This window comes from Mesoterricola silvestris (assembly GCF_030295405.1).
Taxonomy (GTDB): domain Bacteria; phylum Acidobacteriota; class Holophagae; order Holophagales; family Holophagaceae; genus Mesoterricola; species Mesoterricola silvestris.
In genome coordinates, this window is record NZ_AP027080.1 from 1,999,040 (window position 1) to 2,021,411 (window position 22,372).

A 22,372-nucleotide genomic window follows, 5' to 3' on the forward strand; every position below is an offset into this window, starting at 1 on the left:
TGAACCATGGGCAATCTCGGAATGACGGAAATCCTCCTGATCGGCGTCTGCCTGCTGATCTTCTTCGGCCCCTCCAAGCTCCCGGAGCTGGGCAAGTCGCTGGGCAAGGGGATCCAGGAGTTCAAGAAAGCAAGCAAGGAACTGACGTCGGGGATCAAGGACTGAAGCTGGACGTCGCCTGAAAAGGCGATCGAAAGGCGTTCCAAGGCGCGGCCACCTGCGGGTGGCCGTTCGCTTTAGTGGGGTTGCGGCTCCGGGAAACAGGCGCACGCTTGAGATTGAATCAGGCGCCCCGGTGGATCATGTCACGACCTCCCTCCCATCACATCCCCCTCAACCTCAAGATGTCCGCCGACCGGGTGCGAATGGGGAAGGCCGTGGCCCTGCGGCATGGCACCACGGTATCGGCGCTCGTGAGCGAGGTGTTAGGCATCTCCAAGCCCAAGCTCAGTTAGGCATCTTCCACTGTTATTAATTCCGCCTTCTGCACACTGCTCGCTGTAGACTCAGTTCAAATCGACAGGAGAAATGATGAAATGGCCTTGGTGGAAGGCGGCCCTTGTCAGTGTGCCCGCGATACTAATTCTTTTGGTGGCAACCGGTTCAATTACAAACGAGCACCGAGTGAGGACTTGGCGGCCCGATCCACAAAACGCATCCGGCCCCAAGCAGATCTGGGAAGCCTCATCGCCAGGCGCTGGTGTTCTGTCATTCTTTCAGCCCGATTCTCCAAGCAAAAAGGTCATGAAGACGATGGGCGTTGACCTATCAGAACAGGCCGACAAGGCAAAATCACCGGCCCCTGATCCAACCACAAACCCGCAAAAGTTGATCCGCACAGGACAGGTTTCTCTGGAAGTCAAAGATTACGAAATTGCGGTCAAAGGGTTGGAACAAGTTGTTTCATCAAGTGGTGGGTATGTTGCCAATACCGAAGTTCAACGCAGTGCGTCCGGGGCTAGAACTGGACAGGTGACCTTACGCGTTCCCGCAGCTGTTTTCAAGGATGCTGGTTCCAGGATTCGGTCCATTGGCAAGGTCCTCTCTGAAAGAACAAATATTGAGGACGTGACAAAGGCCTACACAGACCTGGAGACGAGACTCCGTGTGAAGCGTGAGGCTCTTAACCGTTTGCGCGAGATCCTCAGGGCAAAGGCTGGGAGCTTGAAGGATGTCCTGGAGGTCGAAAAGGAAATTTCTCGCATAACAGAGGAGATCGAGTTGGCCGAAGGCCAGCGTCGATACTTCGATAATCAGATTCAACTCTCGACCATCACTGTCGACTTGGCTGAGCCTGAGCCCATCTCGATGGCGCGGCCTAGCTCTTGGCTGGCCCTAACTGAGGCCCTCCGAGATTCCGCTGCGATGATCGCTGGGTCATGTGCATTCCTGCTACGCCTCTTCTTGGTCTTACTACCATGGGCCGGCATCGGCTTATTGGTTGTCTGGGTCTACCGCAAGAAGAAGGGCAAGGTGAAAATCACCTCTTAGGCCTGATGAGGCTTTACCCCCAGGCGCCGCGAGTCCCCGTTTCATCACCAATTGTACGTCTGCCTAACAACGTGCTCGACCCGGACCCCGACGTGCCTTCATCCTTTCATCCCAAAGCCATTCCAACCGCCCTTCTCCGCCGACCTCGCCGCCACGGTGGGTCCGGTCAGCTGGGCCGGTAGCCAGCACCCGAGTGACCCCTTGACGAATGTATCCGAACGGCTACATTTGGGAAATGAACACGATTCTCCAAACCGACGATTTCCGCGCCTAGCTTGGAGAACTTAAGAATCGTCGGGCCAAAGCCATTATTTTCTATCGCCTTGATCGTGCTGCAAAAGGATACTTTGGCAATTCCAAGGCTCTGGGAGGCGGAGTCTCTGAGATGCGAATCGATACGGGGCCAGGCTATCGGATTTACTACACGCATAGGGGCGAGGTTATTTACCTGCTTCTCGTCGGTGGAGATAAGTCAACTCAATCCAGAGATGTCCAGCGATCGAGAGCACTGCTTAAATCCCTACCCAAGGAACAGCCATGACCAAGATCACTTTGTATGATGCCGCTGATTACCTCGACAGCGAGGAAATGATTGCCGAATATCTTTCCGTAGCGATGGAAGATCCTGATCCTGAAATCTTCCTGCAAGCTGTTGCGGCTGTTGCCCGCGCGCGAGGCATGGCCCAACTTGCCAAAGATGCAGGCGTGTCACGCGAAAGCCTTTACAAGACGCTGGCACCCGGTGCCAAGCCAAGGTACGAGACCGTATTCAAGCTCATGCGTGCCCTGGGAGTCCAGTTCAATGTGAAAGCGGTGCACGGAAGTTCTGCTTAAAGTCAGGCAGACCCCCTCGAAGAAGTATTGAACGCCTCCCGAAGCCCGAGGTGGGTGGCAAAGGGTTCGAAATCCCTATCGCTATGAAGAAGCACCAACCCGTTCTTAATGCATCGCGTCGCGATTAGTGTATCGATCGTTTTGCGAACGGTTACGCCATGTCCCCTTAGGACCCGAAAATTCCTCGCGGCCTGGATGGCCACTTCTCGATCAACGATGTTGACCAGTTGGAACGAATTCAGCAGCTGCTTTGCGCTGTTGAAATCCCTATCCTTTTGGAATCCCTGAAGAACTTCCGCCAGAATCAAGTCCCCAACCGCCAGGGGCTCATTTCCCAGCAATGCATCCAGCATCTCTGCTTGAGGGGTGGCCGTTCCGCGGAAGTAGTCGATCCATACGCTCGAATCGACCAGAATCACTTGTCTCTCCTCATTTCCCCAAGGTCACCTTCCCAGTGAAGCTTCCCGCGAAACCTTCGCACCTCTTCCTGCTGGTGGAGCTTGACCAGGGTCCTGAGGCCCAATTCGACGGCCTCCCGCTTGGTCTTCAATCCTGTAACCTTAAGCGCATCACGCATAAGCGTGTCATCGATGACAATATTGGTGCGCATGATGTGTAGCCTCCATCCGAAGCATACACATAATGGGTCCCCACCTGGTTTCGCGCAACCGCCACTCTTTTCTCTCTGTGGTATCTGCCCTTTGTGCCCCGACTCGAGTCGGCGCTTTTCAAAACCAACGATCCGCGGCGCAGCCGGGGGGACCTGAACGGCCACCTCAACGTTCCCTGTAGGAATTCGCCCGTTCGCTGTTCGGGGTAGGCCGTTCGCCGGTGGCGGCCGCTGTGGAACTTCGGAGGGCGCATCCTTGGGGACGTGACCCCCAGGCCCCGGGCCTGTACCCGGCCACCCGTTCCTCGGGAGTCGACCATGGATTATCGAACCGTCCTTCTCGCCCTGGCCCTCGCGGCCCCGGCCCTGGCGCTGCCGGTGCCCGGGGCGGAGGTGCCGGCCCAGGTGGAGGCCTACCTGGAGCCCCTGGTGAAGCGGGACCTCATCAGCGGGTCGCTCCTGCTGGCCCGGGGAGGGCAGGTGCTGGTGGCCAAGGGGTTCGGTCCGGCGAACCGGGAATGGGGCGTGCCCAACGGGGTGGATACCAAATTCCGGCTGGGTTCCCTTTCCAAGCAGTTCACGGCGGCGGGCATCCTGCTGCTGGAGCAGCGGGGGCTGCTGCGCCTGGAGGATCCGCTGGCCAAGTTCCTCCCGGGCTTTCCGGGGGGCGGGCGCATCACCCTCCACCAGCTCCTTTCCCACACCTCGGGACTGGCCAATTTCAACCAGCTGCCCGACTACTGGGAGAAGAACCTCCACCCCTGGAACCTGGCCCAGGTGATCGATTGGTTCAAGGACCAGCCGGTGCGCGGCCAGCCGGGAGAGGTGTGGTCCTATTCCAACGCGGGGTACACCCTGCTCGCCGCGGTGATCGAAAAGGTTTCGGGGAAGGACTTCGCCACATTCCTGCGGGAGGAGCTGTTCCGGCCCCTGGGCATGGCGGCCACCGGGGTGGACCAGCACGAGGACATCCTGGGGCGGAGGGCCGACGGCTACGTGAAGGACGAGAACGGCGTAAAGCGGGTGAGCTACCGGGACATGCCCTTCATGAACGGGGCGGGTTCCCTCTATTCCACGGTGGGCGACCTGCTGCGGTGGGACCGCGCCCTGCGCACGGACCAGCCCCTCTCCCGGGCCAGCCGGGAGCGCCTGTTCGCCCCCGTGAAGGAGCACTACGCCTGCGGCTGGTTCGTGGACCGCCGCTTCGGCCGGGCCCTCATCAGCCATTCCGGGGACATCACCGGCTTCCGCTGCGATATGCAGCGCTTCGTGGACGACGATGTCACCGTGATCCTCCTCCTGAACCTCGAAAGCACCTTCACCGCCGCCGTGGCCCGGGACCTGGGCGCCATCGCCCTGGGCGAGCCGTACAAGCCCGCCCTGGTCCCCGAAGGCATCGGCGCCGCCCCCGGCGTCCTGGCGGAAGTGGCCGGATCCTACGCCCTGGACCCCCGCACCACCCTGGTCCTGGCCCCCAGGAACGGCCAGCTCATCGCCCAGGCCCCCGGCATGCCCAGCGCCCCGGCCATCCCCCAGGCCGACAACCTCTTCTTCGTCCAGGAATGGAACGGCATGCTCCGCATCCAGCGGGGAGCCGACGGCCAGGTCACCGGCCTCCGGCTCACCCAGGGGGCCCGGACGATCCCGGCCAAGCGGCTGCCCTGATGGGTCGCGGCCGGGGCCGGCCGTCCTTGGAGCCGGAGGTCCCCACGGGCCTTCCCCGCCGGGGGCCGCTGACGTTGCCCGCGGGTTCCGAAAGGCGGCGGCGACCCAGCGGGGTTCCCGTTTAGGCCGCCGACCCACCGGTACCGTCGGATGCCGGTCCTCGCAAGCTGCGTTCCGGATCCTCCGGTTAGCCGTAGCTCGGCCTGCCTGGAGTGAGTTCCAGGTTGAGCAGATCCCCGTTCATCCCCTCAATCGGCGTTCATCCCGGTTTCCGCAGGGCTGTCGCTGAGGTGGGTCGGAGCGCAAGTTACTCGATGTCCCCAGCCCAAATGTGGCGATACCTCCCACCGAAGTTCAAACGGGGAACAGGATCCATGCGCCCCGTTCCAGACGGCCCTACCCCGGAACCAGGCTACGGCTAACCGGAGGATCCGGACCGCAGCTTGCGAGGACCGGCATCCGACGGTACCGGTGGGTCGGCGCCCACAACGGGAACCCCGCTGGGTCGGCGCCGCCTTCCGGAACCCGTAAGCGACCGCAGCGGCCCCCGGCAGAGACTCCCGGAAAGGGCGGAAACGTACAAACGCGCGGGGGCCCCACCCCGGGACCCCCGCACCCCCCCGATCAGAAGCTGGCGAACCGGTAGGATACGCCCAGGCTGAACCAGGAGGGCTGGTAGAGCTTATTGAATTCGGTCTGGGTGAAGGAGACGACCCCATGGACCTTGGGGGAGATCTCGTACTCCAGCCCCAGACGGCCGGACAGCTTTGTGCCCTTGCCGGCGTTGTTGCGGCCGCCGGCGTCGGTGAAGGTCGGGGAGGAGGTGTCGTCCTGCTTCCACTTGAGGATGCCCATGCCCCCGAAGAAGGTCACCTTGCCGGAGACCTTGAGGACGTCCAGGCCGGCGTGGAGGTGGTGGGGGGTTCCGGATTCCAGGCCCGAGCCGTCCACCCCGCGGAGGGACAGCAAGTTGGCGTAGAGGCGGAAGCCCAGGCCGGGGCTGGTCCCGGTGCGCAGGGCGAGGCCGGCGTGGTAGCCGGCCAGGTTGCCCGTTTTGACCATCCGGTTCAGGGTGCCGGTGGCCACGAGGGCGCTCACCTGGCCTTCGAGGCCGAAGGTGGGCGCCTGGGCGTGCAGGCCTGACGGGAGGAGGGCCAGCAGGGCGATGGTTCGCGTCAAAATCATGGTCATTGCTCCTGGGAAAGGGTTCGGTGGCGGCTGGCTACCACTTGATGCCGGTCGAGATCATCACCCACCGGCCTCCGGTGAAATTGGACGTTCCGTCGCCGCCGTAGGTGCCGAAGCCCGTGCGGTTGCCGGACGCGCTCACGACCCAGGGCGACGCATAGAAGCCCGCGGTGGCGGAATTCGTGGCCGGGGCGGGGGAGACGGTGGTCTGGGCGGTGGAGACCGTGGTCAGCTGCCAGTGGTTGAAGACGTTGTAGACCGTGACTTCAAGGAAGTAGCGGACCTTGGACACCACGGGGACATCGATGCCCAGCTTGAGGTCGAAGTTGAAGGAGTCATTCATCCGGCCGAAGCCGCGCTCGCCGAAGTAGCGGTTGTAGGTGGACGGGTACTGGCCGACGATGGGGCTTCCGGCCGCGGCCGCGTCGGCCTGGGCCTCGAAGGCGTTGGTGCGGGTCAGGCTGTAGCACTCGCCGCCGGCGTAGTTGAAGAGCAGGGAGGCGTTGAAGGCAGCCCCCGCCTGGCTCCGGGTCAGGTAGTCCAGGTGGATGCTGCTGCGGTGCCGCTGGTCGCTGTTCAGGTAGCCCATGGGCGCGAAGTAGGAGGTGTCCCGGCCGCGGCTGTAATGGACCGAATCATAGGTGCCCAGCGGATCGCCGACGGGCCCGGTGTTGGTGCCGCCGGAATCGCCGCCTTCGCCGTTGCCCCGCAGGACCGCGTAGGTGTAGTTGCCGCCCAGGGTCAGCTCGCGGCTGAGCCGGGCCGCGAAATCGAATTCCAGGCTGGTGTACTCGCGCTTGAGGCGGGGGTCGGTGATCCAGCGGGTGGCCACGGTGCCCACGGGGGGGATGCCGGTGCCCGCCCGGGGGGCATAGGCGGTCTCATCGCCGATGGTGAGAATGTCGTTGTAGAGGTTCTTCCAGTCCCGGCGCACCACCGCGGCCTTGAAGTAGGACCCGTCCGGGTAGGCGTGCTTGATGTCGAAGCTCCATTCGTTGACGGAAGGGGCCTTGAGATTGGATTGCACGAAGTTGCCCGAGGCCCCCCCGACCCCCTGGAAACCGTTGGCGTTCAGGGCCCAGTTGGCGAGGTTGGTGACGTCGGCGTAGGTGGCGGCATAGTTGCTGGGGGCGCCCCAGCTGTACCATTCCCGGACGGGGTTGCCGGCGAAGGTGAACTTGTTGGTGAAGCCATCGTGCAGCCTGCCGGTGTAGGTGGCGAAGCTGGCCCGGAAGAGCCAGGCCTGGTCGCCCCATAGGTCGTAGGTGGCCTGGAGGCGCGGGGACCAGGCGCTGGACTTGATATTGGGGGCGCCCAGGGTGTCCTTGGCGGTGACCTCGTCGTAGCGGCCGCCCACCATGAGCTGGAGCTTGTCGTTCACCGCCAGGGTACCGTTCAGGTAGAGGCCGGTGGTCCGGGTCGTGGCGACGCCGGTGGCGGAGACGCCGATCTCCATGGTATTGATCTGGTCGGGATCATCGGCCCAGTTGGTCACCCGGTACGTGCCGTCCGGGTTCCGCCCTTCCAGGAAGATGCGGTTGCCGGTGGGCGATTGTTCATTGGGGGCCGAGCGCTCCTGGTTGAGGTACTCGAAGCCCATGTCCACCGTCCAGGTCCCGATGGGCGTGGCGGGGCTGAACCAGGTGAGATTGGCGATGGCCGTCTTGATGTCCCGTTCATCCGGGGACCCCGCCTTGAAGGCGCCGTTGTTGAACGCGTAGAAGCCGCCGTTGCTGTAGCCCACGTAGATGCGCTGGGGGAACGGGGCGTCGGCGCGGCCGCCGCCGCCCAGGCTGTCCTTCTTGACGGCGTAGCGCGCTTCCAGGGTGGTGGAGCTGGAAAGGATTCCCCGGTAGCCCAGCGTCCAGTAGGTGTTCTTGTTCGCCGAATCGTAGAGGGCGGCCGGTTCCACCTCCCCGCCGATGCTGCGGTTGGTCTGGGTGGTCTCGTTCTTGTTGGCGGTGAACTCCAGCGTGTGGTTCAGGCCGAGGCCGAAGGTGAGCTTGCCTTCCCAGAACTTCAGGGTGCCGATGCGGGTGTAGGGCTGGCCATTGGTGGGGGCCTGGTAGGCCGGCTCGCCGAAGAGGGTCGACAGGCCCTGGGTGGAATAGAGGGCCGCGGCGATGCTGTTCTGGGGATCCTTCTTGGTGGAGACGGAGAACCAGATGCGGTCCTTGAGGATCGGGCCCCCGATGATCAGCGTGTAGGACGCGTTGCGCAGGTCCTCGCTGAGGCCGGTGCCCGAATTGATGGGCGCGCTCGCGGGCCGCAGGCCGCGGGGGCTGACGGCGTACCACGAATTGCGGCTCAGGTTCATGCGCAGGATGCCGGTGAATTCGTTGCTGCCCGTCTTCGTGATGGCGTTGATGACGCCGCCGGTGAAGTTGCCGTACCGGGCGTTCACGGGGCTCTGGATGACCTGGGTCTCGGCGATGGAATCGTCCACGTAGAAGAAGCGCCCCGTGGTGTCGCCGTACATGTTGTCGGCGATATCGGTGCCGTTGAGCAGGAAGCGGTTCCCCGTGGTCTGCCCGCCGCGCATGGTGATGCGCATCCCCGCCAGGGTGTTGGTGGTCACGCCCGGGGTGAGCAGGGCGATGGTGTCCATGCCCCGCGTCGTCCTGGGGATGATGTCCATGATTTCCGAGGTGATGTTGGTGCTCGACTTCACATCGGTCTTGTCGACGGCGGCGGTGGCGGCGATGACTTCCACGGTGGTGCCGGCCTCGGCGACCTTCCCCAGCACGATGTCCTGGCGGATGACCGCGCCCAGCCCCACGTCCATGGTGACCGAGTTGGTGTGGTAGCCCTCCTTGATGGCATCGATGCGGTACGAGCCCGGCGGGAGGAGCGGGGCCCGGTAGGCGCCCTTGGCCTCCGTGACGACGGTGCGCACGCCCTGCAGGGCGGGGGAACTGAGGCGGATCTTGACGCCGGCCAGGCCTTCGCCGGTGCGGGTGCGCACCGTGCCGACCACCTGGCCCGTGGATTCCTGGGCGGCCGCCGGGGCCGCGATCAGGGCGAGGGCCGTCAATGAGAGCTGGCGAATGGGGAATCGGATCATAGCTTGCTCCATGGGATCCAAGACATTGGGTTAGAAGCGGATGCCGAACCGGATTTCCGAGGCCGCGCTCGTGCCGGTGCCGCCCCGGGGATCGCCGAGGCGCACGGTGAAGACATTGGCCTCCACGCTGAAGATCCCGGTGATGCGCCAGCCCAGGCCCGCCACGGCGCCGATGGACGTGGTCTTCTTGTCCAGGTCGTCCATGATCGTGACGATGGACGAAGGGGCCCCGCCGGTGTAGGTGATGCGCGAGCCCGTATCCCGGACGTTGACCTTGTAGAGGCCCAGGCGCAGGCCGGCCTGGACGTACAGCTCCGGCACCAGGTCCCGCCGGTAGAGGGCCGTGACCTCGGGCCCCTTGGCGTCCGGCTTGGTGATGCGGGCCTCGTAGGTGCCGTCGGGCCGCGGCGTGGGGATGCTGGAGACGGTGGCGAGGTCGCCGGGGAAGAACCGGTAGCCCAGGCCCAGGACCATGGCCTGGTCCTTGGCGTAGCGGTAGGCGAACTCCACCTCCGCCCCGAAGCCGTAGCCGGCGTTGCCCATGAGGGTCTTGGCCGATCCGGTGGTGGGGCCGCCGCCGAACTTCAGGGAACCGACCCAGCCTTCCTGCGCCTGGAGCGCCGTGGCCGCCATGACGGCCACCAGGGCAAGCCGTGAACGTGAGGAACGTGTTGACACTGGTCTGACCTCCGCGGCCATGCCGCAATGAATGGAAGGGTTTGGAGTGAATGGCAAAAGCATCCCTCTCCGCGCCCCTTCGCGGTTCCTCGATCCGCCCACCGGCGGGATCCCCGCACGGAGGCGCCGCTGGGCCCCAGGGAAGGCGGGGTTTCCGCCAGGGAACGGAATCCCGGTCCCGGCCGCCGGCGGCCTTCCCTGGAAGGAACCCGCGCGTTTCCGGTGCCGCGCTTCCGCTGGGCGGCGCGATCCAACCGCCGGCTGGACGCGGCGGGACCCTGCGGCGCGGGCGATCCATCCTCGGGTGGGGGGAGGGCGATGGACGTCAGGGAATGGAACCTGCGCAGGCTGGTGGAGGAGAACCGGGTGCCCGCCCCGGGGCTGCGCGGAAAGCAGGAGCGGTACCGGCGGCTCCAGCGGGAGCTGGCCGCGCTGGAGGCGGCGCCCTTCGGATCACATGCCGAGGAGTTCCTTCAGCTTGGGCGTGGCGGTGCGGCTGACTTCGAGATCGAGGCCTTCGCCCACGCGTACTTCGGCGCGGCCTCCGAAGACGGCGCGTAGCGCCAGCACCGCCTCGGGGCGCAGGAGGATGTGCCGCTGGATGCGGATGAAGCGCGCCCCCGGAAAGGCGTTCTCCACCTCCGCCAGGCTCCGCCAGGAGGTGCGGTAGCGCTTGCCCTGGGCCCAGGCCCAGGCTACCTCCGTCACCACTTCGAAGTGGCTCACGCGCTTGAGGTCCAGGAATACGTGGCCCTCCCCGGCCCGGGCGGGGAACCGGTTGGGGAGGGCGGCCGGCGCATGGGCCTCGCCCCGGAGGGTCCGCGGGAGGCCGCCCTGCCGGAGGCGGTGGAGGGTCCGGGCCAGGCGCTCGGGGTCCACGGGCTTGAGCAGGTAGTCCACCGCCGCCACGTCGAAGGCGCGCAGGGAGTGCTCGGGGTGGGCGGTGACGAAGACCAGGGGCGGCAGCTTCACCAGGCCGCCCAGTTCGCCGATCACCTCGAAGCTGGAGGCGCCGGGCATGTAGATGTCCAGGAAGAGGGCGTCCACATCGGGTTCCGTGTGGAGCCAGGCCATGAGCGCGGGGCCATCGTTCAGCTCCGCCACCACGTCGCATCCGGCTTCCTGGAGCATCCGGCCCAGGCGCTTGCGGGCCAGGGGTTCGTCTTCGGCCTGGGCGACGCGCAGGTGGCCATTGGGTTTCATAGCGCCTCCTGAAGGACGGGGAAGGTGAGTTCGGCGCGGGTGAGCGCCGGGGTGTGCACGAGGCGGAAGGCGCCTTCCTCCCCGAAGGCCAGCCGGAGGCGGGCCTCCAGGTCGTCGAGGCCGCGGCTCGGCGCCTGGGGCGGAACCGGGGCGGCCACCGGGTTCTCCACCTGGAGGGCCACGCGGCCTCCCTGGAGCTGGCCCGAGATGCGCAGCTCGCCCCCGGCCGGGGGCAGGGCCAGGGCGTGCTTGATGGCGTTCTCCACCAGCGGCTGCATGAGGAAGGGGGGCACCAGCACCTCGTCCAGCTCGGGGTCCCATTCCCAGGCGACGCGCGGGGCCGTGCCCAGCCACAGGCCTTCCAGTTCGAGGTAGCGCTCCACCAGGGCGCGCTCCGACGCCAGGGAAACCAGGTGGCTCCGCCCGTGGTCCATGATGCGCCGGAACAGGCCGCTCAGGCGCATGGAAGCGCGTTCGGCCGCCGCGGGATCCAGCCGGATCAGGTCCACCAGGCGGTCCATGGCCTCCAGGAAGAACCGGGGGTTCATCTGGCCCCGGAGGAGCATCCAGCGGGCCGCCTGGGCTTTCTGTTCGGCCTCCTCCCGGGCGGCGTCCTCCTTCTGGAAGGCCACGACGCCGAAGCCCATCAGGCAGGACATGGTGATGAAGGTGACGGCGAAGCTGCGCAGGAGGTACAGGCCGTAGGACAGGGATCCCGGGCGCACCAGGGCGTGCACGCCCATGCGGAGCAGCAGGACCGGGATAAAGCAGGCGGTGCCGAACAGAAGGGCCTGGCCCAGGCCCCGGAGGAGGGGGGGGTAGTCGCCGGGCCGGCCCGTCCACTGCCAGGGCCAGGGGCCCACCCAGATGCCGCAGCCGTTGGAGGTGAGCACCGCGAGGAAGTAGAGGCCGTAGTACCAGAGGGGCCGGGGGGGACCGGCGTGGGGCACCAGGGTATCCGAAAGGAAATTCGTCAGCCCCAGGGCCAGCACGATGGCCCAGGTCCAGGGCCTCCGGCCCTGGACGCGGCTGAGCGCGAGGATCTCGGGCAGGGTCATGGGCGCTCCCGGCCGGCGAGGCGGCGTGAAGGGAATTCCAGCACGGCCCGGGTCCGCCCCCCGTCCGCGTCCAGGCGGAAGCGGGCCTGGCCCCCGAAGGCCAGGGCCAGGCGGGCTTCCAGGTTGTCCAGTCCGCTCCCTCCGCTTTGGCGCGGCGCCAGGGGGCGCCCGGTGTTGTCCACCTGGAGCCGGACCCGGTCCCCCCCCAGGCTTCCGGCGATGCGCAGCTCCCCGCCCGAAGGATGGGGCGCCAGGCCGTGCTTGATGGCGTTTTCCACCAGGGGCTGCAGCAGGAGGGGAGGGGCGATGATCCCGTCCAGGGCGGGGGCCCAGTCCCAGGTGACCTGGAGCCGCGCCCCCAGGCGCAGGGCCTCGATGGCCAGGTAGTGCTCCAGCAGCTGCCGCTCCTCCCGCAAGGGGATCCACCCGGCCTGCCCCAGGGCCGTGAGGCGCCGGTAGAGATCCTTCAGGTCCAGGGCCGCCCGCTCCGCGGCCGCGGGGTCCTCGGCGATGAGCTCCGTGAGGTTGTTCATGGCGTTGAAGAACACATGGGGGTTCAAGTGGCCCCGCAGCAGGATCCGCTGGGCTTCGTCGGCCTGCTTTTGGGCCTGGAAGCGCGCTTCCAGCACCCGCTCCCGGGCCACGATGCCGAACCCGATCAGCGCGAAAAGGCAGACGTAGAAGAAGAAGACGTACTGGAGGTAGGCCGGGGCCGTGAGGTGCGCCGCCCCCCGGTTCAGGGACTTGCCCGCCACCAGGATCCAGGAGACCGGGAGGTAGGCCAGCACCGCCGTGGCCAGGCTCTGGCCCAGGCCCCGGGCGGGATGGGGGTAGATCCCCCGCCGGCCCGTCCAGAGCCAGGGCCAGGGGCTGAGGAGCACCACGGTGCCGTTGATCAGGAGGATGACCAGGAAAAAGGCCCCCAGCCGTCCCAGGGAAGGGTGGGGACCCGGGAGCAGGAGCGAGCCGATGCCGAGGTAATCCGAAATGCCCAGGGCGATCACCATGGCCCACACCAGGGGCTTGCGGCACTGGGCACGGTGGAAGAGGCGGATCTCGTCAAAGGTCACGGGATGTCCGGGGGGTGGATGACCCAATCATATCCCCGCCCTTCCCTGGAGGGGAGCCGCCGTTCGCCGGTCCCCCGGGACCGCTCCCTGGATGGGGGCCCCGGAGGGGAGCCGGGCGGCGCACGCTTTTCGTCCTGGAGAAGACACGATGCTCATGAAAACCCTCGCCCCCCTTCTCGTGGCCTCGGCCCCCCTTCTGGCCACCGGCTACCCGGTCCCCCCGGTGGAGTACCAGGCCTTCACCCTTTCCAACGGGTTGAAGGTGCTGGTCCACGAGGATCACAAGGCGCCCATCGTGGCTTTCAACATCTGGTACCACGTGGGTTCCAAGAACGAGCGGCCTGGCAGGACCGGGTTCGCCCACCTGTTCGAGCACCTCATGTTCAATGGAAGCGAGCACTTCAACGACGACTACTTCAAGGTCCTGGAGGGGCTGGGGGCCACGGACCTCAACGGGACCACCAACAACGACCGCACCAACTATTTCGAGAATGTCCCCACCAGCGCCCTGGATGCGGTGCTCTGGATGGAATCGGACCGCATGGGCCACCTGGTGGGGGCCATCACCCAGGCGCGCCTGGACGAGCAGCGGGGCGTGGTCCAGAACGAAAAGCGGGAAAACGACAACCAGCCCTACGGTCTGGTGGAGGAAGCCCTCGCCCGGGGCACGTACCCCCCCGGCCATCCCTACTCCTGGCCCATCCTGGGCGCCATGGAGGACCTGGCCGCGGCCAGCGTGGAGGACGTGAAAGCCTGGTTCCGGCGCTACTACGGCCCCACCAACGCCGTGGTGGTCCTGGCGGGGGATATCGACCTGAAGACCGCCAAGGCGAAGATGGAGGCCCATTTCGGCGCCATCCCCCCCGGCGACCCCCTGGAGCGGCCCCGGGCCTGGGTCCCCCGGCCCGTGGGCATCCGCCGCCAGACCCTGCAGGACCGCGTCTCCCAGCCCCTCCTGAACCTGGTGTGGCACACGCCGGAGGACGCCCACCCGGAAACGGTCCGGCTGGACCTTCTGGCCAGCGTGCTGGGGGGCGGAAAGACCTCCCGTCTGTACCGCCGTCTGGTGGAACAGGAGCAGATCGCCAGCCAGGTCGAAGCCTCCAACTACTCCCGGGAGATCGCCGGCCAGTTCAAGGTGGAGGTGCTGGCCCGGCCGGGCGCGGATCTGGGGCGCATCGAGGGGATCATCCAGGAGGAAATGGCCCGGCTCTTCGAGCAGGGCCCCGCCGAGGAGGAACTGGCGCGCCTCAAGACCGTGCATTACGCCAACTACCTGCGCCGGCTGGAGCGCATCGGCGGCTTCGGGGGGAAATCCGACCTGCTGGCGGGGGGCCTGGTGCTGGACGGGGATCCCGCCTTCGGGGCCCGGAGCCTCAAGGACCTCCTGGATGTGCGGCCGGAGGACCTGAAGGCCGCCGGGCGGAAGTGGCTCTCGGACGGCTTGTTCGTTCTGGAGGTGCAGCCCTTCCCGGCGGCCCGGGCCGCGGGGAGCGACGTGGACCGGTCCCGGGTGCCGGTGCCGGGGGCGGCCCCGGCCCTCACCTTCCCCCGGCTGCACCGGGCCACCCTGGCCAATGGCCTCAGGGTGGTGCTGGCCCGGCGCGACGCGGCTCCCGTGGTGCAGTTCCGGCTCCTGGTGGAAGGCGGGGCCGCCGTGGACGCCCAGGTCCCCTCCGGGGCCGGAACGGCCACGCTGGCCATGGCCATGCTCGACGAGGGCACCCGGAACCTGGGCGCCAAGGAACTGCGGGAGCAGTTCCAATCCCTGGGCATGGGCCTGACGGCCCGGGCCTCCCTGAACCAGTTCCAGGTGGCCATGGGGGCCCTGAAGCCCAACCTGGACCGTTCCCTGGAGCTGTTCGCCGAGGTGGTCCTGCATCCTTCCTTCCCGGCCCCGGCCTTCGAGCGGCTCCGGAAGGAGCGGATCCTGGAAATCGCCCAGGAGAAGGAACTCCCCGAGGCCCTGGCGGGCCGGGTCGTCGGCCCCCTCCTTTTCGGCCGGGCGCACCCCTACGGCAACCCCCTGACGGGCACCGGGTTCGAGCGCACCGTGGCCGCCATGAAGGTGGAGGAGCTCCGGGAGCTCCACCGGGCCTGGTTCCGGCCCGGGAACGCCACCCTGGTGGTGGCCGGGAACGTGGGCCTGGAGGAGCTGCTGCCCGGGCTCCAGCGCACCTTCGGGACCTGGGCCCCGGGGCCGGCGCCCCGGGTCCCGGTGCCGCCGGCGGCCCCGGGTGGGACCACGACGATCTACCTGGTGGACAAGCCCGGCTCCATCCAGTCGGTGGTGAACATGGTGGCCATCGTCCCGCCCCGGTGGGAAAGCGATGAACCCGCCGTGCAGGCCCTGAACGCCATCCTGGGCGGCATGTTCACCGCCCGCCTGAACATGAATCTGCGGGAGGACAAGCACTGGACCTACGGCGCCCGGGCCCGGGTGTACGGCTCCCGGGGGCCCCGCCAGATCCACGCCGGCGCTTCGGTGCAGACGGACCGCACCAAGGAGACGGTCCAGGAACTTGAAAAGGAGATGCGGGGCATCCTCGGCGAACGGCCCATCACCGCCCAGGAGCTGGCCTTCGCCCAGCGGAACCTGACCCTGAGCCTGCCGGGGGCCTTCGAGACCACCGAGGCCCTGGCGGCGGGCATGGGGACCCTTCAGACCTGGAACCTTCCGGACGACCACTTCGCCACCTTCGTGCCGAGGGTGAACGCGCTGACGGTGGCGGACCTGGACGCCGCGGCCCGCAGGATCATCCCCGCCCGCGGCCGCACCTACGTGGTGGTGGGCGACCGGGCCAAGGTGGAGAAGGGGCTGCGGGAACTGGGCGACGTGAAGCTGGTGGATGCCGACGGCGCCGTGCTGCCGTAGGCTCACACCTTCCCCTTCAGTTCGGCGACCAGGGCGTGGGCCTCGTAGATCCTGGCGAGCACCTCCAGGATTCCCCGGGCGTCCACGCTCACCGAGCGGTTGACCTGGACGTCGTAGAAGTACCGGCCGGGGAGGGAATCGATGTTGCCGTCGAAGGCCAGGCCCACCAGTTCGCCCTGGCGGTTGACCATGGGGCTTCCGGAATTGCCGCCGATGGAATCGTGGGTGCTGAGGAAATTGTAGGGGGTGCGGAGGTCCAGGCGGGCACGCCGGTCCAGCCAGCGCTGGGGCAGGGCCCAGGAGCCTTTCTCGGCCCGGGGACCCCAGGCGTCGGCGCGGTCGTAGAGGCCGCCCAGGGTGGTGAAGGGCTGGAGGAGGGTGCCCAGGCCCTGGCAGGTGGACACGGTGCCGTAGCTCAGCCGCAGGGTGAAGGTGGCGTCGGGGTACTTGGCGCGGCCGTACACCGCGAAACGGGCCCGGGCGATGCGGGCGCCGTGCTCGGCGAGGACCCGCTGCACCTCCAGCTGGGACTGCCTCAGGCTGCGGCCCAGGGGGTCCAGGGCCCGGGCCAGGACCAGGAAGGGATCCTGGCTGGCCTGGATGGCGTCCGGGCCCTTTTCAAGCAGTTCCCTGCGGAAGGCGGCATCCTGCAGGCGCGTTCCGGCCACGGCGGCCCTGGCGGCCGCCTCCGGCGAAGCGCCGCCCAACATGGCCCGCACGAAGGGGTGGCCGGGCCCCAGTTCTTCCAGGGCCTCCCGCAGTCCGGCGGTGAATTCCCGGATCTCCTTTTCCGCGTGGAAGGGGGCCGCCTGCTTCAACGCGGCCAGCATGGTCCGAAGGGCCTGCTCCTCCTTGAATTCCGCCAGGCGCTCCCCGGGGGCCTTGGCCTGTTCCACGGGCAGGCGCACCAGCTGGAGGGCCATGGCGAACAGCGAACTGCCGCAGGTGCCCACCGCGAGGGCCTCCCGGTGAAAGGCCCGGCGGCGCCCCAGGGCCTCCTCGATCCGGGCCCAGCTTTCGCCCGCCTCGGCCCGGAGCCGGGGATCCTGGTCCACCCGGGCCCGCAGCTCCGCTTCGGCCCCGGCCACCCGTTCCATGGCGGCCCGGTTGGCGAGCCCGGCAAGCTCCCCGGCGAAGACCTTGGAGAAGTTCTCGGCGCCCATGAGCTGGCTGGACACCTCCTGGGCCTGGGCCTCGCCGAGCCGCGCGTGGGCGCGGTAGGCCTTCTTCAGCCGCTCCTCCCGGCGCAGGCGGTAGGGGACCGCCTCCTCCCGGGCGAAGGCCATCTGGGCCACCGTATCCAGCCGGTTGGTGGAGCCCGGGTGGCCGACCATGAAGACGAGATCCCCCAGGGCCGCGCCCTGGTCGGCCCACCGCAGGTGATGGGGCGGATGGAAGGGCCGGCCGTCCTCGTACACCCGGAAGAAGGTCAGGTCCAGGTCGTGGCGCGGATAGCTGAAGTTGTCCCAATCCATGCCGAAGCCGGCCACCGCGTACTCGGGGGCCATGACCAGGCGCACGTCATCCAGGCGCTTGTACTGGTAGATCCAGACTTCGCCACCCTGGTAGAGCAGGACCGGTTCGCAGCGCAGCCCGGTCTTCCGGCCCGCTTCGGCCACCAGGCGGTCGATGACCTCCCCGCGCGCCTTCCCGGCTTCCCCGGGCGCCAGGCCCGGCGGAACGGCCCGGTCCACCCGCGCGGTGATGTCCTCCATGGCCACCAGGAACTGGGCCGTGAATCCGGGAACCTTGATCTCCTGGTCCCGGCTGGCGGCGAGGAAGCCCTCCCTCACGTAGTCGTGGCCCGGGCCGGAGACCTGCTGGATGGCGCTGTGGGCCACATGGTGGTTGGTGAGGAGCAGGCCGTCCCGGCTCACGAAGGAGGCGCTGCCCCGGGGAACCCGCACGGCGGCCTGGCGCACGTGGTCCAGCCAGGCAGGGTCAGGGCTGAAGCCGTACTGCGCCTTCAGGGGGCCCAGGGGCAGATTATCGAAGGTCCACATACCCTCATCGGCGCCCAGACGGGCGGTGGCCAGGAAAAGGGTCAGGAGGTGGAGGGACAGGCGGGGGCCGTGCATGGCGTCTCCTTGGGAGGGGGTCCGCACCAGGATGGGACGGGCCCCCCGGGCGGCTCGCCGCATCCAGCCAGCGGAAATGCGAGGACGGCGAACGGGGGGATCCGTCCAGGGAGGGGCCGCCGGGGGTTTCCCTGGGCGGGAGGCCCCGTTCGCCGGAGGAAATCGCCCGTTCGCTGTGGGGGGCCGTCCGGCCTCCGGCGCCGGGTGGATCCTTGCGGGGGCGGGCGCGTCCCGTCCCCTGCGCGAGGCCCCATGCGACTCCACGTCCTGACCCTGCTTTCCTGCCTGGCCGTCCCGGGCCCCGCCGCCCCGGTGCAGGACCCGCTCCCGGCGCGGCTGGAGGAGGCGCGCAAGGCCGCCGATCCGGCGCGGGCCCTGGCCCTGGCCGAGGCGCTCAACGAGCAGGTGGAGCCCATCCACGTGGAATCCCTCTTCCTCCTCGCCAGCGCCTACGCCCGGCTGGGCAACCGGCCCAAGGCCTACGAATGGCTGCAGCGGGCCGTGGACGCCGGCTTCTGGGATGTGGACGCCATCCGGGAGGGCGAGGCCTTCAAGGCCTTCCGGGGGGAGCCGCGGCTCAAGGCCCTGGCCCGGCAGGCCTGGGCAAAGGGCTACCTGTCCATGCTGGAACGCAAGGAGCGGGCCGCCTTCCAGAAGCCGGAGCGGATCCTGGCCTCCCTGGCCTTCAGGCCCGGCGAGCGGGTGGCGGACGTGGGGGCGGGGTCGGGCTACTTCACCGTCCCCGTGGCCCGGGCCGTGGGCCCCACGGGCTCGGTGCTGGCGGTGGACATCCTCCAGGACATGCTCGACTACGTGGAAAGGCGCGCCCAGGCCGAACAGCTCACGAACATCAAGCTGCTGCGGAGCCGGGCCGACGATCCCATGCTGCCCGCCGCGGGCGCCGACACCATCCTGCTGGTGGACGTCCTGCACTACGTGAAGGAGCGCACGCCCTTCGCCGTCAAGCTGAAGGCCGGCCTCGCCCCCGGCGGCCGCATCGTGGTCATCGACTACATCCCCAAGCCCATGTCCGAGCGCCCCTGGGGCCCCTCCGTGGACCAGCAGTTCTCCCGGGACACCATGGACCGGGAAATGGCCGCCGCGGGCCTGAAGCGGGTGCAGGCCTTCGACTACCTCCCCGAGCAGTGGTTCGCCGTGTATGGGGCCGAATAGCCCCCGGCGGGAGCTGGGCCTGCTGGACGTCACCTGCCTGATCGTGGGGATCATCGTGGGCACGGGCATCTACCAGGTGGCCCCCGACGTGGCCCGCGGGGCAGGGGGCCCCTGGCGCCTCCTGGGGCTCTGGGCCCTGGGCGGGGCCCTTTCCCTGTGCGGCGCCTTGGGCTATGCGGAATTGGCCTCGGCTTATCCTCGGGAGGGGGGCGACTACGTGTACCTCACCCGGGCCTACGGCTCCCGGGCGGGGTTCCTGTTCGGGTGGCTCCAGCTGGCGGTGGCGCGCCCCGGCGATATCGCCATCCTGGCCTTCGCCTTCGCCACCTACGCCCGGGCCATCTGGGACCCCTGGCCCGGGGGAGGGCCGGCCCTGCGGGTGTACGCCCTGGCCGCGGTGGCCGGGTTGACGGCCATCCACATGGTTGGCGTGCGGGCCAGCCGCTGGACCCAGAACCTGCTCACGGCCGTGAAATTCCTGGGACTCCTGGCCATTGCCCTGGCGGCCTGCCTCAAGGACGCCCGCCCTCCCGTCGCCGGGCCCCAGGCCCCCCTGCCGCTGAGCGTGGCCCTGATCCTGGTGCTCTTCACCTACGGCGGGTGGAACGAAATGGCCTACGTGGCCGCGGAGGTGCGCCAGCCCGGCCGGAACCTCATCCGCGCCATGGTGCTGGGCACCGGGGCCGTCACCGGCCTCTACCTGGCCGTGACGCTGGCCTTCCTGCACCTGCTGGGCTTCCAGGGCCTTTCGGCCTCCCGGGCCGTGGCCTCCGAGGCCTTCGGCCAGGTGCTGCCGGCCCTGGCGGGCAAGGCCCTGAGCGCCCTCATCTGCCTGTCGGCCCTGGGCGCCCTGGGGGGCATCATCTTCACCGGCGCCCGGATCTCGTACGCCGTGGGCCGGGACCACCCCGCCTTCCGCCCCCTGGCGGCCTGGGACGGGGCCGCCGGCGCCCCCCGGAGGGCCCTGCTGATCCAGGGACTGGTGGCCGCCGGCCTGGTGGTGGCCCTGGGTGCCCTGGTGGACGCCCTGGTGTACACCGCCGCCGCCGTCTACCTCTTCTACCTGGCCACGAGCCTGGCCGTGTTCGTCCTCCGCCGCCGCGACCCCCAGGTGCCCCGCCCGTACCGGGTCACCGCCTACCCGCTGCCCACCCTCGTCTTCTGCGCCGTTTGCCTCTTCCTGATCCACGGCGCCGTGGCCTACAGGCCCCGCACCGCCGCCGCGGCCTTCGGGGTCCTGGCGCTGGGCCTGCCCATCCACGCCTTCGGGCGCCCCCGGCCCGCCCAGGAGGGGTGACAGGGCCGGCGATCGCCAATTTTCCGTGGCCTGGAAGGACGCGATTTAACATAAATAAAGGAATGTAAGGCCAATGCCGACGCCCCGGCTCCCCGCCGGGGCGTCATTTTTCGCTTTACTTCCGGCTTGTGACATAACAAACCATTTCTAAACTGGGGAGTGGAATTAAACGGAACAAATTGGGCTGAAGTGGCAATTTGTGGCATTTCTCCCCTACCCCCTGCAATCTTTGAATGTTGTTGAAAGGCGATCCCGGTGCTGCGACTTCGCGGAAATGCACCGGCCACCGTGGATGAAAAGGGCCGTCTCAAGCTGCCCACCACCTTCAAGGCCGACCTGGATGTCTTCGCCAAGGGCGAGGGCCAGCCCGGGCTCCGCGCCTACCTCACCTCCCTGGACGGCAAGGGGGCCCGGCTCTATCCCCTGCCCGTGTGGGAGGCCATTGAGGCCCGGCTGGCCTCGGTTCCCGGCACCAATCCCGCCAAGCGCCGCTTCCTGGAAGTGACGGCCTACTACGGTTCGGAAGTGGAGCCCGACGCCCAGGGGCGCTTCGTCATTCCCCCCACCCTGCGCGAGGCCGCGAGCCTCGTGGGCGAGGTGGCGATCCTCGGGCAGATGGACCATCTGGCCATCTGGAACAAGGAAGCCTTCGCGGGCCGGCTCGTGGCCGATCCCCTCACCACCGAGGACCTGGCGGCCCTCGCGGACCTGGGGATCTGACCATGGAACCCGTCGTCCACATTCCCGTCCTCCTGGCCGAAGTGCTGGAGAACCTCCCCGTCCCCGAAGGGGGGCGCGTCCTGGACCTCACCCTGGGCCTGGGCGGCCACGCCGAGGCCATCCTGGCCCGGAGCGACGCCGGCACCCGGTACCTGGGCGTGGACCGCGATCCGGCGGCCCGGGAGCGCGCCAAGGCCCGCCTGGGCTCCGACGCCCGGCTCACCATCCTCGCCGATACCCACGAGGACGTGTGGGACCACCCGGCCTTCCAGGCCTGGCAGCAGCTCCAGGCCCCCGAGGGCCTCGACGTGGTGCTCCTGGACCTGGGCGTCTCCACCCTCCAGCTGCGGGACCCCGGCCGGGGCTTCAGCTTCATGGAGGAAGGCCCCCTGGACATGCGCATGGACCCGGAATCCGGGGAGACCGCCCTGCAGTGGCTCGCCGCCCAGAGCGACGAATCCCTGGCGGACGCCCTCTACGCCTTCGGGGAGGAGCGGGCCTCGCGGCCCATCGCCCGGAACATCCTCCGGGCCCTGCACGACGGGCGCCTCCGCTCCACCTTCGACCTGGCCCAGGCCATCTACAAGGTCCTGCCCCGGGACGTGGCCCGCAAGAAGAAGCAGATCGACCCCGCCACCCGCACCTTCCAGGCCATCCGCATCGCCGTCAACGGCGAACTGGGGCGCCTCGCCGCGACCCTGGAAAAGGCCGTGGCCCTGCTCAAGCCGGGGGGCCGCATCGGCGTCATCTCCTTCCACAGCCTCGAGGACCGCATCGCCAAGCAGACCCTGCGGCGCCTCGCGGGCGTCTACGACGGCCCGGGGCGTACCTCCCCCGTCGCTTTGCCCCGGCTCATCAAGCTGGTGCACCCCGGGGGCCTCAAACCCACCGAGGCCGAATGCTCCGCCAACCCCCCCTCCCGTTCCGCCCGGCTGCGGATCGGCGAACGGCTCTCCGATTCCGAATCCACGAGGAACCCGCGATGAACGGAAAACGGTACGATCAGCGCCAGACCCTGTCCCATTCCTCCCGCCAGGTGGAAGGCGAGGGCGTGCTCCGCATGCTCCTCCTGGTCTTTGCGCTGGCCATGCCCCTGGCCTCCATGGCCTACCTGAAGATCCAGCACACCCGCATCAGCTACGAGATGAGCGATATCCGGGAGAAGATCCACCAGGAGGAGGAGGCCCGCCGGACGCTCCTCCTGGAGCGCTCGCGCTTCCAGAGGGACGAGGAGGTCCAGGCCTTCGCCGTCAAGACCGGCCTGGTGCCCCACAAGCAGAGCCACCTGATCCCCACGGTCTTCACCAAGGAGGATCAGCGCCTGGCCAAGCTGCTGCCCCCAGGGCAGGTTGGACTCTAGTAGGATTG

20 protein-coding genes and 1 pseudogene are annotated in these 22,372 nt (G+C 68.1%); 12 read left to right on the forward strand and 9 right to left on the reverse strand.

Features of this window, described 5'->3' with window-relative positions; all coding sequences use genetic code 11:
* The first annotated feature begins 6 nt into the window (after nt 1-6).
* The 5 genes and pseudogenes from R2J76_RS08655 (at nt 7) to R2J76_RS08675 (ending at nt 2,325) form a co-directional block, all read left to right on the forward strand.
* Nucleotides 7-165, forward strand: a complete 159-nt coding sequence (locus tag R2J76_RS08655) for a Sec-independent protein translocase subunit TatA/TatB (RefSeq protein WP_316415444.1) — start codon at nt 7-9, stop codon at nt 163-165.
* 137 nt (nt 166-302) lie between these two features.
* Nucleotides 303-455, forward strand: coding sequence for a hypothetical protein (locus R2J76_RS08660; protein WP_316415446.1), 153 nt, complete (start codon nt 303-305; stop codon nt 453-455).
* A gap of 76 nt (nt 456-531) precedes the next feature.
* On the forward strand, nt 532-1,491 hold the full coding sequence (locus tag R2J76_RS08665; RefSeq protein WP_316415448.1) for a DUF4349 domain-containing protein: 960 nt from the start codon (nt 532-534) through the stop codon (nt 1,489-1,491).
* Nucleotides 1,492-1,783: 292 nt separating this feature from the next.
* Nucleotides 1,784-2,032 (forward strand): annotated as a pseudogene (locus R2J76_RS08670) (type II toxin-antitoxin system RelE/ParE family toxin); the annotation flags it as partial.
* Entirely contained in the window at nt 2,029-2,325 is a 297-nt protein-coding gene (locus R2J76_RS08675; protein ID WP_316415449.1) for an addiction module antidote protein, read from the forward strand. The pseudogene R2J76_RS08670 and the gene R2J76_RS08675, both read left to right, overlap by 4 nt.
* Nucleotides 2,326-2,327: 2 nt before the next feature.
* On the opposite strand, the gene vapC is transcribed toward R2J76_RS08675, so the two are convergent.
* The gene (vapC, locus tag R2J76_RS08680; protein ID WP_316415450.1) at nt 2,328-2,744 is read right to left on the reverse strand and encodes a type II toxin-antitoxin system VapC family toxin; all 417 of its coding nucleotides are present in this window, start codon (nt 2,742-2,744) and stop codon (nt 2,328-2,330) included.
* Entirely contained in the window at nt 2,741-2,935 is a 195-nt protein-coding gene (locus R2J76_RS08685; RefSeq protein WP_316415451.1) for a type II toxin-antitoxin system VapB family antitoxin, read from the reverse strand. Before R2J76_RS08685 ends, vapC begins: the two co-directional genes overlap by 4 nt.
* Nucleotides 2,936-3,253: 318 nt before the next feature.
* Between R2J76_RS08685 and R2J76_RS08690 the strand changes: the two genes are divergently transcribed.
* Nucleotides 3,254-4,600 (forward strand): serine hydrolase domain-containing protein, encoded by a 1,347-nt coding sequence (locus tag R2J76_RS08690; protein WP_316415452.1) that lies wholly within the window; start codon nt 3,254-3,256, stop codon nt 4,598-4,600.
* 624 nt (nt 4,601-5,224) lie between these two features.
* Here R2J76_RS08690 and R2J76_RS08695 read toward each other — a convergent pair.
* The 6 genes from R2J76_RS08695 to R2J76_RS08720 form a co-directional block, all read right to left on the reverse strand.
* On the reverse strand, nt 5,225-5,785 hold the full coding sequence (locus R2J76_RS08695; RefSeq protein ID WP_316415453.1) for an outer membrane beta-barrel protein: 561 nt from the start codon (nt 5,783-5,785) through the stop codon (nt 5,225-5,227).
* A 37-nt stretch (nt 5,786-5,822) separates the two neighbouring features.
* A complete protein-coding gene (locus tag R2J76_RS08700) occupies nt 5,823-8,852 on the reverse strand; it encodes a TonB-dependent receptor (RefSeq protein WP_316415454.1) in 3,030 nt (1,009 codons plus the stop codon).
* Nucleotides 8,853-8,882: 30 nt separating this feature from the next.
* Nucleotides 8,883-9,485 carry a hypothetical protein gene (locus tag R2J76_RS08705; RefSeq protein WP_316415455.1) on the reverse strand — a complete coding sequence of 201 codons (603 nt, stop codon included), beginning with the start codon at nt 9,483-9,485 and terminating at the stop codon, nt 8,883-8,885.
* Between the two features lie 498 nt (nt 9,486-9,983).
* Nucleotides 9,984-10,733, reverse strand: a complete 750-nt coding sequence (locus tag R2J76_RS08710) for a LytR/AlgR family response regulator transcription factor (RefSeq protein WP_316415456.1) — start codon at nt 10,731-10,733, stop codon at nt 9,984-9,986.
* Nucleotides 10,730-11,791, reverse strand: a complete 1,062-nt coding sequence (locus R2J76_RS08715) for a sensor histidine kinase (protein WP_316415457.1) — start codon at nt 11,789-11,791, stop codon at nt 10,730-10,732. The genes R2J76_RS08710 and R2J76_RS08715 overlap by 4 nt, the downstream gene beginning before the upstream one ends.
* On the reverse strand, nt 11,788-12,861 hold the full coding sequence (locus tag R2J76_RS08720) for a sensor histidine kinase (protein ID WP_316415458.1): 1,074 nt from the start codon (nt 12,859-12,861) through the stop codon (nt 11,788-11,790). The genes R2J76_RS08715 and R2J76_RS08720 overlap by 4 nt, the downstream gene beginning before the upstream one ends.
* Nucleotides 12,862-13,009: 148 nt before the next feature.
* Here R2J76_RS08720 and R2J76_RS08725 point away from each other — a divergent pair, with 148 nt between their 5' ends.
* Nucleotides 13,010-15,736: a M16 family metallopeptidase gene (locus R2J76_RS08725; RefSeq protein ID WP_316415459.1), complete on the forward strand. Its 2,727-nt coding sequence runs from the start codon at nt 13,010-13,012 to the stop codon at nt 15,734-15,736.
* A 2-nt stretch (nt 15,737-15,738) separates the two neighbouring features.
* Here R2J76_RS08725 and R2J76_RS08730 read toward each other — a convergent pair whose 3' ends face one another.
* Nucleotides 15,739-17,814 carry a S46 family peptidase gene (locus R2J76_RS08730; RefSeq protein WP_316415460.1) on the reverse strand — a complete coding sequence of 692 codons (2,076 nt, stop codon included), beginning with the start codon at nt 17,812-17,814 and terminating at the stop codon, nt 15,739-15,741.
* A gap of 252 nt (nt 17,815-18,066) precedes the next feature.
* Between R2J76_RS08730 and R2J76_RS08735 the strand changes: the two genes are divergently transcribed.
* The 5 genes from R2J76_RS08735 (at nt 18,067) to R2J76_RS08755 (ending at nt 22,364) form a co-directional block, all read left to right on the forward strand.
* A complete protein-coding gene (locus R2J76_RS08735; RefSeq protein WP_316415461.1) occupies nt 18,067-18,987 on the forward strand; it encodes a class I SAM-dependent methyltransferase in 921 nt (306 codons plus the stop codon).
* Nucleotides 18,974-20,284, forward strand: coding sequence for an APC family permease (locus R2J76_RS08740; protein ID WP_316415462.1), 1,311 nt, complete (start codon nt 18,974-18,976; stop codon nt 20,282-20,284). Before R2J76_RS08735 ends, R2J76_RS08740 begins: the two co-directional genes overlap by 14 nt.
* Nucleotides 20,285-20,539: 255 nt before the next feature.
* Entirely contained in the window at nt 20,540-21,004 is a 465-nt protein-coding gene (locus R2J76_RS08745) for a division/cell wall cluster transcriptional repressor MraZ (RefSeq protein WP_316415463.1), read from the forward strand.
* Nucleotides 21,005-21,006: 2 nt separating this feature from the next.
* Entirely contained in the window at nt 21,007-21,990 is a 984-nt protein-coding gene (gene rsmH, locus R2J76_RS08750) for a 16S rRNA (cytosine(1402)-N(4))-methyltransferase RsmH (RefSeq protein WP_316415464.1), read from the forward strand.
* Nucleotides 21,987-22,364, forward strand: coding sequence for a hypothetical protein (locus tag R2J76_RS08755; protein WP_316415465.1), 378 nt, complete (start codon nt 21,987-21,989; stop codon nt 22,362-22,364). The genes rsmH and R2J76_RS08755 overlap by 4 nt, the downstream gene beginning before the upstream one ends.
* The last annotated feature ends 8 nt before the right edge of the window (nt 22,365-22,372 follow it).